Raw genomic sequence first — 13067 nt, forward strand, 5'->3', positions numbered from 1 at the left:
TGGCGAGGCCGGTGTGTCGGCCTTTTCGTATTTCTGCAGGACTGTCGCCCAAGCGGCTTTGCTACAGGGTAGCCCCGGCTATTGCAGCAGTGCCGTCGCAGGCATCGAGGCGCGGCGGCCAGGGGTATAGCGTCCGACTCGTGAGTCCAGCGCGGAGCGCAGAGTGACAGACCGAGCCCTCAGAGCCGTCGGCCACGCATTGGCGCTGGCCGGCTCGATGACCTGGGAAATCCTCTGGGCGCTGATCTTGGGCTTTGCGTTGTCGGCGGTGGTGCAAGCCGTGGTGCGCCGTTCGACGATCGTGAGCTTGATGGGCGACGATCGGGCGCGCACCTTGGCGGTCGCGGCCAGCCTGGGAGCCGCGTCCTCGTCGTGCTCGTATGCCGCCGTCGCACTGGCCCGATCACTGTTCCGCAAGGGCGCGAACTTCACCGCCGCCATGGCGTTCGAGATCGGATCCACGAATCTCGTGATCGAGTTGGGCATCATCCTGGCCCTGCTGATGGGCTGGCAATTCACCGCGGCAGAGTTCATCGCGGGCCCCGTGATGATCGTGGTGTTGGCGCTGTTGTTCCGGCTGTTTGTTCGCAGCCGGCTCGTCGACGCCGCCCGCGAGCAGGCCGACCGGGGAATCGCCGGTTCGATGGAAGGCCACGCCGCCATGGACATGTCCATCCGCGGTGACGGATCCTTCTGGCAGCGCCTCTTTTCAGCGCAGGGTCTCACCTCGGTCTCCCACGTTTTCGTCATGGAGTGGCTGGCGATTCTGCGTGACCTGGTCCTGGGGCTGGTTATCGCCGGCGCCATCGCGGCCTGGGTTCCCGAAACCGCTTGGCAGAGCTTCTTTTTGACGAATCACCCCGGCTGGTCGGCGATATGGGGACCGATCGTCGGACCCGTGGTGGCGATCGTGTCGTTCGTCTGCTCGATCGGCAACGTGCCGCTTGCCGCGGCGCTGTGGAATGGGGGCATCAGTTTCGGCGGCGTCATCGCGTTCATCTTTGCCGACCTGCTGATCCTGCCGATCCTGAATATCTATCGCAAGTACTACGGGACCAAGATGATGCTGACGCTGCTCGGCACCTTCTACGTCGCGATGGTCGCCGCCGGCTATCTTGTCGAAATACTGTTCGGCACAGCACATCTCATTCCGAGGCAACGCCATGCGATGGTCATGACCGGAGGCATTTCGTGGGACTACACGACTTGGCTCAACATTGCGTTTCTAGCGATGGCGGTGGTGCTGGTCATCCGATTCATGACTTCGGGCGGGATCCCGATGCTACGAATGATGGGCGGGCCACCCGCAGCCGGTCAGCAGGATCACGGCGCCAACAGTCCCTGAGGTCTCACTGCCCGGACTCGTCGCCCCAGGTTTCCGGCAGCATCGGCATACTGGGCCCGTTCCCGAATTCGTCGTCAGCGAGCGTGATCAAGCCAGCTGCCTGGCCACCTGCCTTGGGCGCCGTTCCGGCGAATCCTTGCGGTCCGGCGCCGGATCCCGATGCCACCGAAGATGGCGGAGACGCAGGTGAATCGCCTTCGGCGTCCAGGTATTCGTAGCGGTAGGCACGGTCGATGACCGACCGCTGGTGTCGCCGCGACCTTGTTTGATCTCGCTCGTGCGCCGCGACGCCCGCTGGAGCAGAGGCGGATGCGGCGGCCGACTCCTTGGTTTTGGTCCGGGTTTCGAGCGTCGAGTCCAGGCGGGCGCCGAGGCTGCCCACCATGTAACCGAAACCCTCGGCACCGGTCACCGGTGTCGGTGGAGCGGGCGGGCCCGACGGCGGCGCGGCGGCAGAGGCCGGAGACGCCGCGGGCGATGCGACCGACGCAGCCGGCGCCACGGGACTCGTCGGCGTCATCGGCGTCATGGCGACGGAAACCGGCACCGCGGAGGGTTGGACGCCCGCTGCCGCAGGTTGCGGGACCGGCGCGGCGGATGCGGGGACGTTCACCGGCTGAGCCATTCCGGCCAGTCCGGCCAGTCCCGCCAGCGGGGCGACACTGCCCAGGTTGGTGATTGCCATGCTGATCCCGACGCTGATCAGCAGCGGCAACTCCTGGATGAGGAACCGCAGCGTCCGCAATGTCCAGTTGACCAACCGGAATGTTTGCCAGGCGATGAAGTACTGAATGAGCGCCGGTGCGGTGGACGGGTTCAGCAAGCCCTGCAGATTTTGTTGCAACCATGTCAGAGCCTGGGCATTTCCTTGGAAGAAATTGGGCAGGTTCTCCACGTACTGCGACGGACTCCAGTTGGGCTGGCCCTGGCCGGGGATTTGCTCTCCGTCGGGCCCGAAGAGCATCTGCCAAATCTCATCCGGCGTGGGTAACTGAAACGAGCCCGTGCCGCCGCCACCGCCACCGCCGCCTGCGCCGCTGCCGGCGCCAGTGCCAGTCCCGGCTCCCGCTCCGGTGCCGGCGCCTGCACCCGTCCCAGCGCCCGCACCGGAACCCGCGCCCGCGCCAGTTCCGGCACCCGTGCCTGCACCGGAACCCGCGCCTGCACCTGCGCCCGCTCCGGCGCCCGCTCCGGCCCCCTGGGTGTTCTGGGCCGCCATGGTCGTGACTTGGTAGGTACTCATGGTCGTCGCGGCCTGAGTCCACATACGGGCGTAGTCAGCCTCGTTGAGCGCGATCGGAATCGTATTGATGCCAAAGAAATTGGTGGCCACCAAGACCGCGTGGACTGCATGGTTGGCGGCCAGCTCCGGCAGTGTCGGCATCGCGGCCAGTGCGGCCGTATATGCAGCGGCAACGACCTCATGCTGTGTTGCCGCCTCGGCGCTAAGGGTGCTGGCCAACCTTAGCCACGCCAAATACGGCATGTGTGCGGCCACATACTGTGCGGCGGTCGGGCCGTCCCACACCAGGGTCGATCCCGACAAGACCGCCGACAACTCCGTTGCCGCAGCATCGTATTCGGTGCTCAAGGCCGTCCAGGTGGCTGCCGCCGCAAGCAACGGGCCCGGCCCCGGACCGCTGCTCAGCAACGCCGAGTGCACCTCGGGCGGAAACGCCATCCACACCGGCGCCGTCACCGTCGCCCGCAATCAATAAGTCGAGGCCGTCGCCGCGTCACCGACGGCATAGCTCACACCGGCCACGCTTACGCCCAAGCCTGCGCGTCCCAGTACCTCAACACCTTTCGCTGCCGCTCCCGCATGCTGGGTACCCCGGGCGCTGAACACGGCCGCGGCTTCCAGCGAGACCGGATCCGCCGCCGGGGGCACTACCACCGAGACCACCGGAGCGGCTGCCGCATGTGAAGCAGCCAGCTGCGCTGTGATCGATTCGACCGTGGCACTGATCGCAGCCAGGCCCTCAGGAACAACTCGCAGCATCATGACGGCTACTCCCTTCGTCCGCGTGCATTCGACACTCGAAAGCGATCCAGGCCCGATGCCAAAGCCAATCCGAGCAGTCCGGCTATCAACCCGAAAGCGAGATGAAGCACCACCCGCTCAGTCATCCCGGCCGATGCGAACGCAAACAGCTGGCCGCGAGCTATCAGAGCAACAATCGAGCCGCCCAGTGCGACAAGGTGAATCGGCGCAGCAGCTACCGCAAGCAACCATCGCCGACAACGCACCACCGGCGCCGCGGCGACCGCATATAGCAGAACAGCAGCGGCCAGATATCGCCCACTGGCCCAGGGACCGGCCGGGGTCTGAGCGGCGAATGTCGCCATCGTCGCGACCGCTCCGACAGCGACCACCGTTTCGCGCCTATGCGTCGCGAGCGCAACTAACACCAGCAGGGTCAACCAGACCAGGCCGCGGTGCCCGGGCAGCCCCAACGGGATTCGGATATCGGAGTAAACGACGATCAGGGCGACCGCCAGCGCTGGTAGCGCCACCTCCCGGAAAAGCGACAAGCCGTGGGCAGGTTGGTGCACGACGGTCACTCAGAAACGATAGGACGGAACGGCAGCAGGGCACAACCGAAATTGCGGAAATACTTCCGACTAAACTCCTCATATGCGCCCTATTAGCCGCCGGTTCCTAGCATTTGCGGTAACGCTGATCCTCGGCATGGCTGCCTGCAGCCGGTTTGACGCCGAAAGCCGTCTGACCGTGCAAGACAACGGCCGCGTCCTTCAGCGCTACAGCGTGTCGCAATTGCAACGTCTTCCGCAGGTCGAGATCGCAACGCCGCGGTCGCACGGCGCGCAGACCCAGAAGGGACCAACCGTGCGCTCGATTTTGGATCTCGCAGGCACCGCCGGTGCAGTCAGCGTGCGGGTGGAGGGCCGCGATCCGGCGCAGACCCTGAGCGCCGCCGAACTCAGCGATCCGGTGATCCTGAACGTCACCAAACGCCATACCCTCAAGCTCACCGGAGCGAAACTCAGCCGGGACCGATGGGTCCGCGATGTCACCGCACTAATGGTCAACCCATGACCGGCACATGCGCCCTTGCCGGGGTAGATGTGCTGATCGGAATCGACGACACCGACAACCTGTACACCCCCGGAACAGGCCGTCGCGCAAGGGCATTGCTTCGCGAGCTGACGGCGGCGGGCCTCGGCGACGCGGCGGGCGCAACTCGCCATCAGCTCTTCGTCGACGACCGAATCCCCTACACCTCACACAATTCCAGTGCGTGCCTGGCCTGGCGAAGCGCAAACGGCAAACCGCACGCGGCGCGCACCAGGATCATCGAAATCGCCGGACATTTCCTGGAAAGGGTATGCCCTCCTGATGCCGATCCCGGGCTCGCCGTAGCCCTGCCGGGCGAGCTGACAGAGACCGCGTCACTTCTAGTGGATTTCGGTCGTCGGGCCAAACGTGAAGTGTTGTGCCCCAAGCAAGGCCGGGAACTTGCCGCCGCGGTGGGCGTGCATTTGTCCGGGCACGGCGGGACCCAGGACGGGGTGCTCGGCGCACTGGCGGCGGTGGGCCTGCATCTGTCGGGCAACGACGGACTTTTCATCACGCTGCCCGGCCTCGAAGATCTGCCGACTCACGCCACCATTGAGGCGGTTTACGCGCATACCCCAATCGACGTCGCTCGTGACCCCTTGCATCGCCGGCCCAGTACGGGCGAGCTCATCGAACTGGGTGACTGGGTACGCCCCGTCCTACTCGACGGCCGTGCCGTGCTACTTCTTGAGCCGCCCCGACAGCAGGCGAACGGTCGCTTGAGTTGGCGAACAGCGCCGCGGGCCGTCGTAAAGCAGTATTGACACCGCCCGTCGTCATCCGGGGTGTTACACCCGCAGCAGCGCTGCAACCGCCGATGGGTCCTTGTAGTACACGTCGAGCTCAGCGATCAATCCGTCTCGGACCGTATAGATTTCGACCAAACTCATCTCAACACTCTCGCCAGAGGCCCGCGCGGTGAATTTCAACCGCCCCCGTATGGCAACGACGTCACCGCTCAGTAGATGTTGAACCGTTTCCCCCGGTGAAAGCTCCATGGCTTCGTTCATCTTTGCAAAGAGCTCGAAAAAGTCGTCAGGGCCGTGATATTCGCCGCTATATGGTAGACCGCCCGCTTCGTAGACAACGAAGTCGTCGTGCAGCAGCATGCGGCCGTCGTCGAACCTTTCCTCGACAATCGCCTTCATGAAATTGTCGACGATGCCTCGAGGATCACTGGCCATCGGTGAGCTTCTCGCGAAGCCGGCGGTTTACCGGTTCAGGCAACAACTCCGACACGTCACCACCCAGTGACGCAACCTCTTTGGCAAGTGAGGACGAAACGAACGAATATCGCGGTGCGGTCGCGACGAAGAACGTGTCGACCCCGGCGACGTGTTTGTTCATCTGAGCCATCTGCAACTCGTACTCGAAGTCGGTGCCAGTGCGTAAGCCTTTGACGATTGCGGTCATCCCCTGGGATCTGACGAAGTCCACCACCAGACCTTGTCCGGCCTCCACCCGCAAGTTACGCAGATGCGTGGTGGACTCCTCGATCATTGCGATCCGCTCGTCGAGATCGAACATGCCTTTTTTGGCGGGGTTGACGAGAATCGCCACCACCACCTCGTCGAACTGGGTGCAGGCGCGTTCAAAGACATCGATGTGGCCCAACGTCACCGGGTCGAATGACCCTGGACATACCGCGCCGCTCATGGTCGATGACGCTACACGTCCGCCTTGCCGCCGTTCGGCCTACGCAAGCGGGTGTTGCTAACGCCGGCGACCAGGAAGACCTGCCCGACCGGCCAAGTCAGCGGCGTGCCCGACCTTGCAACGAGTCTTTCCGTCGGTGACCGCAGCCTGTTGCGGTCCGGGCGCGCGCGAATGTCAATGCTCTAGGACCAGCTTGCCGATCTGGTCGCCCTTGGCGAGCTTGGTCAGCGCCTCGGGGTAGGCGTCAAACGGGAACACCTCGTCCACGATCACCGGGAGACCCCGGCCTATGCGTTCGGTCACCTGGACGAATTCGAGGTGTGATCCCGTCGTCACCCCAATCAGCTCCTGGTGCTTGAAGAACAGCCGGGGCAGCAACAGCGGCACCTCGATCCCGCCGGTCGCACCGCAGGTAACGTAGCGACCGCCGGTGTCGAGTGCCCGGATCGCCGGTTCCCAGGTCGGCGCGCCGACGCTGTCGACGACGACCTCCACCTTGATCGGGTATGGCCCGGCGGAATCGAACGCGTCGACTGCGCCGAGCTCCTTGGCGCGCCTGCGCTTCGCCTCGTCCCGCGACGTCGAGTACACCTCGGCGCCCAGGTACTTGGCGATCAGCAGCGACGCGACGGCTACCCCGCCGCCGCCGCCGACGACGAGCACCCTCGTGCCGGCCTGCACGCGACCCTTGCGCATCATCCGCCAGGCTGTCACGTGACACACCGGATATGCCGCGCACTCGACCCACGACAGGTGCTTCGGCTTGCGAACCGGATGCCAGGCCGGGACCACCACGTAGTCGGCGTGGCCACCCCAGCGGTGTTCACCGAGCAGGTGTAGTCCAGGGTCGACGACGTTGTCGATGCCGCGTGTGAGGATCGCCTCATGAGAGGTGACGCCCGCCTCCATCACGACTTCGTCGCCCGGTTGCCAGTCGGTCACGCCGGGCCCGACCATGTCGATCACTCCCGCGACGTCGGAGCCCGACACGTGCGGAAAGGATCGCGGCTTGGGCGTCCCCCGCGTCAGCCAGAGATCGATGTGGTTAAGCGCCGATGCCCGAACCTCGATGCGCACCTCGCCAGGACCTGGCACTGGAGTCGGGACCTCAGCCCAGCAGTACTCGCCAGGCGATTCCTCAAGGATCCATCCACGCATGAATCCTCACGGTACAGAGCACCAGCGGCCCAATGGTGTGTTTCCGGCAGGTATCTCAGGCCTCGAGGCGCCTGGCGAAGTTTGTCGACCGCGATCCCGCCGCGAATAGTTCCCCGTACGCTTGGCCGCCTTGCTCTGATCAAACGCGCAGGCCTCACCACCCGCGCACGCCCCACCGCGTGACCGACTGGGTACCTGCCTCATACCTGGATCGAAAACAGCCAAAAACCACCGCTTACCTCAACCCGAGAGCTGTTGCGAGATAGAGAAGGTAGACCGTCATCTCAGTTCGGCCAGCTCCACCCGGGTGTCGCCGTAAACTCGCTCCTGCCACACCGACCAACCCGCCGGCCACGTCAACGGCGCACTGGCCGCCGCGCGCTCCACCACTGCGATGCTGCCCTCGTGTACCCAGCCGTGGACGCCTAGATCGGCCAGCACGGCATCCACGTCGGCAGTCTCGACGTCGTATGGGGGATCGGCCAGCACGAGATCCACCGGCGAGGCAGCACCCTGCGCCAGAACGGTGGCCACCGCCCCGCGGCGCAGGGTCGCACCGGCCAGACCAAGCGCGTCGATGTTGCGGGCGAGAACGCTCGCAGTGCGCGGATCGGACTCCACGAACAGCGCCGTCGCGGCCCCGCGCGACAACGCTTCGAGCCCAAGGGCTCCCGAGCCGGCGTAGAGATCCAGCACCGCCAGGCCGGCCAGATCCCGACGGGCGGCGACGATGTTGAACAGCGCCTCGCGCACCCGGTCGGTGGTCGGTCTGGTCCCCCGCGAAGGGACCGCGAGGCGCCGGCCCCCGGCGACGCCGCCGATGATGCGCGTCAGCTCAGCACCACCAGGAGGTCGCCGCCCTCGACCTGCTCGGTGCTCGACACGGCCACCCGCTCCACCACGCCGTCTTTGGAGGCGGTGATCGGGGCTTCCATCTTCATCGCCTCGATGGTGGCGATGGTCTGGCCTGCGGTCACCTGGTCGCCCTCAGACACCGAGACGGCGACCACACCGGCGAACGGCGCGGCGATGTGTCCGGGATTGCCGCGGTCCGCCTTCTCCGCGGCCGGGACCGCACTGGCAATGCTGCGGTCGCGCACCAGCACCGGCCGCAGCTGCCCGTTGATGATGCACATCACCGTTCGCATGCCGCGCTCGTCGGGCTCGGAGATGGCCTCCAGCCCAATCAGCAGCTCCACCCCGCGTTCCAACTTCACCCGGTGCTCTTCGCCTTGACGCAGGCCGTAGAAGAACTGGTTGGCCGACAATTGCGATGTGTCGCCGTAGTTTTCCCGATGCTCCTCGAATTCCTTTGTCGGGCCCGGGAATAACAGCCGGTTCAGGGTGGCCTGACGCTTGGGCCCAGCCGACGCCAGGGCGGCTTCGTCCTCCGGCGCCAGCTGCTCGACAGGCTTGGCCGGCGCACGGCCGGTCAGTGCCGCTGTACGCAACGGCTCGGGCCAGCCGCCAGCCGGGTCGCCCAGCTCGCCGCGCAGAAACCCGATCACCGACTCGGGGATGTCGAATTTTCCTGGGTCGGTGGCGAATTCGTCCGCACTCGCACCGGCGCCGACCAGTGCCAATGCCAGGTCGCCGACTACCTTCGACGACGGGGTGACCTTGATCAGCCTGCCCAGCACCCGGTCCGCACCGGCGTAGGCATCTTCGATCTCCTCGAACCGGTCCCCCAGCCCCAGGGCAATCGCCTGCTGGCGCAGGTTGGACAACTGACCACCGGGGATCTCGTGGTGATACACCCGCCCGGTCGGGCCGGGCAGCCCAGATTCGAAGGGCGCGTACACTTTTCGCAACGCCTCCCAGTAGGGCTCCAGCGTGCAGACCGCATCCAGCGATAGCCCGGTGTCGTAGTCGGTGTGTGCCGCCGCGGCCACGATCGAGCTCAGCGCGGGCTGGCTGGTCGTCCCGGCCATCGGCGCCGCGGCGCCGTCGACGGCGCTGGCCCCGGCTTGCCAAGCGGCCACGTAGCTGGCCAACTGGCCACCCGGCGTGTCGTGCGTGTGCACATGCACGGGCAAGTCGAAGCGGCTGCGCAGCGCACCCACCAACAGCTTTGCTGCCGGTGGCCGTAGCAGCCCGGCCATGTCCTTGATGCCCAGCACATGTGCACCGGCGTCCACGATCTGCTCGGCCAGTTTCAAGTAGTAGTCCAGCGTGTAGAGACGCTCCTCCGGGTCGCCCAGGTCGCCGGTGTAGCACATCGCGACTTCTGCTATGGCAGAACCGGTTTCGCGGACCGCGTCGATCGCCGGTCGCATCGCCTCGACGTTGTTGAGCGCGTCGAAGATGCGGAAGATGTCGATGCCGGTGGCCGTCGCCTCCTCCACGAACGCCGACGTCACCACCTCAGGATACGGCGTGTAGCCGACGGTGTTGCGGCCCCGCAGCAGCATCTGCAAGCAGATGTTGGGCATCGCTTCGCGCAGTGCTGCCAGGCGTTCCCACGGATCCTCCTTGAGGAAGCGCAGCGCCACGTCGTAAGTCGCACCACCCCAACATTCCACCGACAACAGCTGCGGCACCGTGCGGGCGAGATACGGCGCGACCATGATCAGACCGCTGGTACGCACCCGGGTAGCCAGCAGCGACTGGTGCGCGTCGCGGAACGTGGTGTCGGTGACGCCAACCGCCGGCGACTCCAAAAGCCAGCGTGCGAACCCCTCCGGGCCCAGTTCGACCAACCGCTGCTTGGACCCAGCGGGTGGCGGCACTTCGAGATCGATGTCCGGCAGCTTGTCGTGCGGGTACACCTTCGACGGCCGGGCCCCGTGCGGCTGGTTGACGGTGACGTCGGCCAGATAGTTGAGGATCTTGGTGCCCCGGTCGGCCGAACCCCGCGCCGTGAGCAGCTGCGGTCGCTCGTCGATGAACGATGTGGTGATGCGGCCGGCCTGGAAGTCCGGGTCGTCCAGAACCGCTTGCAGGAAGGGGATATTCGTCGATACCCCGCGGATCCGGAATTCCGCGATGGCCCGGCGCGCTCTGGACACCGCGGTCGGGAAGTCACGGCCCCGGCAGGTCAGCTTGACCAGCATGGAGTCGAAGTGCGCGCTGATCTCGGCGCCCAGGTTGGTGCTGCCGTCCAGGCGGATGCCGGCACCGCCCGGGGTGCGCAGGGCGCTGATCCGTCCAATGTCGGGCCGGAAGCCGTTGGCCGGGTCCTCGGTGGTGATGCGGCACTGCAATGCGGCGCCGTGGGGTGCGATGTCCTGCTGGCGCAGACCCAGGTCGTCCAGCGTCTCCCCGGAGGCGATGCGGAGCTGGCTGGACACCAGGTCGACGTCGGTGATCTCCTCGGTCACGGTGTGCTCGACCTGAATCCGCGGGTTCATTTCGATGAACACGTAGCGGCCGTCTTCGTCCAGCAGGAATTCCACCGTGCCCGCACAGGTGTATCCGATGTGCCGGGCGAAAGCGGCCGCGTCCGAACACATTCTCATCCGCAGCTCGTCGTCCAGGTTCGGAGCCGGCGCCAGCTCGATGACCTTCTGGTGGCGGCGCTGCACGCTGCAGTCACGCTCGTAGAGGTGGATGACATGGCCGTGGTTGTCAGCCAGGATCTGCACCTCGATGTGCCGCGGCTTGAGCACCGCCTGCTCGAGATAGACCGTCGGGTCCCCGAATGCGGACTCGGCTTCCCGGCTGGCGGCCTCGATCGCGTCGGGCAACGCGTCGATGTCGTTGACGCGACGCATCCCCCGCCCGCCACCACCGGCAACCGCCTTGACGAACAACGGAAATCGAAGATTCGACGCACCGGAAGCCTGGGCCACCAGCTCGTCGACGGAATCCGACGGCGCCGACGACATCAACACCGGCAGACCGGCTTCGCGGGCCGCCGCGATGGCCCGGGATTTGTGTCCGGTGAGTCTGAGCACGTCGGCGCTGGGGCCGACGAAGGTGATGCCCGCGGCCGCGCAGGCCGCCGCCAGCTCGGGGTTCTCCGACAAGAAACCGTAGCCGGGATAGACGGTGTCGGCGCCTGCGCGCAGGGCGGTTTCGACGATCTCGTCGACCGACAGGTATGCGCGCACGGGATGACCGGTCTCGCCGATCTGGTAGGACTCGTCGGCCTTGAGCCGGTGCTGGGAATTGCGATCCTCGTAGGCGTAGACGGCCACCGTGCCGATCCCCAGCTCGTAAGCCGCGCGGAACGCGCGAATCGCTATTTCGCCCCGATTGGCCACCAGTACTTTCGAGATCATCTGTGGCCCCTCGCCTCCGCCGTCACCGAGCGAACACTCCCTTTAAAGAAGTGTCGACCAATAGTTCCAGAACTGCACCATGATCAGCAGGAACACCGCCGTGAACCACAACGTGGCAATCGACCATCGCCATTGGTAGAACACCCGCGCCACGGACGCGCCGGCCCGGGCTTCGAGCTGCGGACCCACCACGATGGAGGTGAGCACCACCAGCAGTGAGATGGTGACCACCCAGACCACCATGCAGTAGGGGCACAACGCCCCGATGCGGTACAGGCTCTGGAAGATCAGCCAGTGCACGAACCCGGCGCCGACCAGAGTCCCGGCCAGCAGCCCAATCCAATACCATTGCGGCACAGCAACTTTCGCCACCGCCAGCACACCGCTTACGAGCACCACGGTGAACGCCACGATGCCCAGCAGCGAGTTGGGAAAACCCAGCACCGATGCCTGCGGTGTGATCATCACCGACCCGCACGACAGGATCGGGTTCAAATTGCACGACGGCTTGTACGCCGGGTTGATCAGTATGTCGATCTTTTCCACCGTCAGCGTCGTCGAAGCCACCAGGCCGACCACCCCGGCGACCAACACAGCCCATGCGCTGGGCGCGGACACGCGCACTTCGCGGACCGCAACTGGCGCCTCGACAGATTCGCCGGGTTCAGCTGCCGCCGCGGCGGTCATGACGCCGCAGGAGCGACGGCCGTGTCAATGCCCGGCACGTCGCCCACGATCCCCTTGATCTTGGCGACCAGGTCCTGCGGAGTGGAACGCGTGTATTCCTCGCCGTTGATCTTGATCACCGGAGTTCCGTCGATACCGACGCGTTTCGCCTCCGCGGCGACCACGTCGACGTACTTGCCGCTGTTGATGCAATCGGCGACCTCCGAGCCGGGGCCGACGTCGACGCCGGCCTGGCGGGCGCGTTCGATCAGCCACTTGTTGTCCGGGTAGCTGGAGGCCCGCTCTGCGGGTTGCAGGTTGGGGTCGAACAGCTCGGCGTGGAAGACGCGGAACGCGTCAACGGACTTGTCGGCAACGCAGCGCGCAGCGGCACCGGCCCGCGACGAATAGTTGTTGTGGGTGCGGGGGTCGTCGAGAATCGCCAGCATCGAGTAATCGGCCGCGATGGCACCGATGTCGATCAGCTTGCTCACCGTCGGCCCGAACTTGTGCTCGAAATCGGCGCATATCGGGCAGAGGAAGTCTTCGTACAAGGTCACGACGGCTTTGGGTTCGGTGGTCCCGGGTTTGGTCACCAGCTTGCTCGACGTCACCCGCACCGTGTCGCCCTGACCGTTGACCGGGGCGGCAGGAGACTTCTTGTCTTGATGCGACGTCACGATGTAGAAGACGAGGACGACCGCGAATATCACCACTATCGCGGTGCCCCCGATCTGGACCAACCGGCCGAATTTGCCGTCGGGGTTCTTCAGGTCAATTCGCGGGGGACGTTTCGATTTGTCGGCCACAGGTTTGCTGATCCTTCGGTGTCGGCTTGTCCCGGTCGCACTAGGGCGGCGGCGCCTCTAGAGTACCGGCGGCCGCCCGGCGACGATGCCGGCCCGGGGGGCCGGAGGTGGGGGCACCTCCCGCTTGC

The 13067-nt window shown here is 65.7% G+C and carries 13 protein-coding genes; 3 read left to right on the forward strand and 10 right to left on the reverse strand.

What is annotated here, in order from left to right; all coding sequences use genetic code 11:
- Positions 1-163: 163 nt before the first annotated feature.
- Positions 164-1345, forward strand: coding sequence for a permease (locus A9W99_RS08585; RefSeq protein WP_082929913.1), 1182 nt, complete (start codon positions 164-166; stop codon positions 1343-1345).
- Positions 1346-1349: 4 nt separating this feature from the next.
- On the opposite strand, the gene A9W99_RS08590 is transcribed toward A9W99_RS08585, so the two are convergent.
- The 3 genes from A9W99_RS08590 to A9W99_RS08600 are packed head-to-tail and all read right to left on the reverse strand — an operon-like array spanning position 1350 to position 3910.
- Positions 1350-3044, reverse strand: a complete 1695-nt coding sequence (locus tag A9W99_RS08590) for a PPE family protein (protein ID WP_216639720.1) — start codon at positions 3042-3044, stop codon at positions 1350-1352.
- A 12-nt stretch (positions 3045-3056) separates the two neighbouring features.
- Positions 3057-3350, reverse strand: a complete 294-nt coding sequence (locus tag A9W99_RS08595; protein WP_067375784.1) for a PE family protein — start codon at positions 3348-3350, stop codon at positions 3057-3059.
- Between the two features lie 5 nt (positions 3351-3355).
- On the reverse strand, positions 3356-3910 hold the full coding sequence (locus A9W99_RS08600) for a hypothetical protein (RefSeq protein ID WP_067375787.1): 555 nt from the start codon (positions 3908-3910) through the stop codon (positions 3356-3358).
- A 73-nt stretch (positions 3911-3983) separates the two neighbouring features.
- On the opposite strand from A9W99_RS08600, the gene A9W99_RS08605 reads away from it, so the two are divergent.
- Positions 3984-4406 (forward strand): hypothetical protein, encoded by a 423-nt coding sequence (locus A9W99_RS08605; protein WP_067375788.1) that lies wholly within the window; start codon positions 3984-3986, stop codon positions 4404-4406.
- The gene (locus A9W99_RS08610) at positions 4403-5191 is read left to right on the forward strand and encodes a hypothetical protein (protein WP_067375790.1); all 789 of its coding nucleotides are present in this window, start codon (positions 4403-4405) and stop codon (positions 5189-5191) included. The genes A9W99_RS08605 and A9W99_RS08610 overlap by 4 nt, the downstream gene beginning before the upstream one ends.
- 24 nt (positions 5192-5215) lie before the next feature.
- Here A9W99_RS08610 and A9W99_RS08615 read toward each other — a convergent pair whose 3' ends face one another.
- The 7 genes from A9W99_RS08615 to A9W99_RS08645 form a co-directional block, all read right to left on the reverse strand.
- Positions 5216-5611 carry a nuclear transport factor 2 family protein gene (locus A9W99_RS08615; protein ID WP_067375792.1) on the reverse strand — a complete coding sequence of 132 codons (396 nt, stop codon included), beginning with the start codon at positions 5609-5611 and terminating at the stop codon, positions 5216-5218.
- A complete protein-coding gene (gene coaD, locus A9W99_RS08620) occupies positions 5601-6083 on the reverse strand; it encodes a pantetheine-phosphate adenylyltransferase (protein WP_067375794.1) in 483 nt (160 codons plus the stop codon). Before coaD ends, A9W99_RS08615 begins: the two co-directional genes overlap by 11 nt.
- A gap of 174 nt (positions 6084-6257) precedes the next feature.
- On the reverse strand, positions 6258-7241 hold the full coding sequence (locus tag A9W99_RS08625; RefSeq protein WP_067375796.1) for an alcohol dehydrogenase catalytic domain-containing protein: 984 nt from the start codon (positions 7239-7241) through the stop codon (positions 6258-6260).
- Between the two features lie 279 nt (positions 7242-7520).
- Entirely contained in the window at positions 7521-8075 is a 555-nt protein-coding gene (gene rsmD, locus A9W99_RS08630; RefSeq protein WP_082929915.1) for a 16S rRNA (guanine(966)-N(2))-methyltransferase RsmD, read from the reverse strand.
- Positions 8072-11464 (reverse strand): pyruvate carboxylase, encoded by a 3393-nt coding sequence (locus A9W99_RS08635; protein ID WP_067375801.1) that lies wholly within the window; start codon positions 11462-11464, stop codon positions 8072-8074. The genes rsmD and A9W99_RS08635 overlap by 4 nt, the downstream gene beginning before the upstream one ends.
- A 42-nt stretch (positions 11465-11506) precedes the next feature.
- Entirely contained in the window at positions 11507-12151 is a 645-nt protein-coding gene (locus tag A9W99_RS08640) for a vitamin K epoxide reductase family protein (RefSeq protein ID WP_067375803.1), read from the reverse strand.
- Positions 12148-12939 carry a DsbA family protein gene (locus tag A9W99_RS08645; RefSeq protein ID WP_067375805.1) on the reverse strand — a complete coding sequence of 264 codons (792 nt, stop codon included), beginning with the start codon at positions 12937-12939 and terminating at the stop codon, positions 12148-12150. The genes A9W99_RS08640 and A9W99_RS08645 overlap by 4 nt, the downstream gene beginning before the upstream one ends.
- Positions 12940-13067: the final 128 nt, after the last annotated feature.

The organism is Mycobacterium sp. 1164966.3, from assembly GCF_001665395.1.
Classification (GTDB): Bacteria; Actinomycetota; Actinomycetes; order Mycobacteriales; family Mycobacteriaceae; genus Mycobacterium.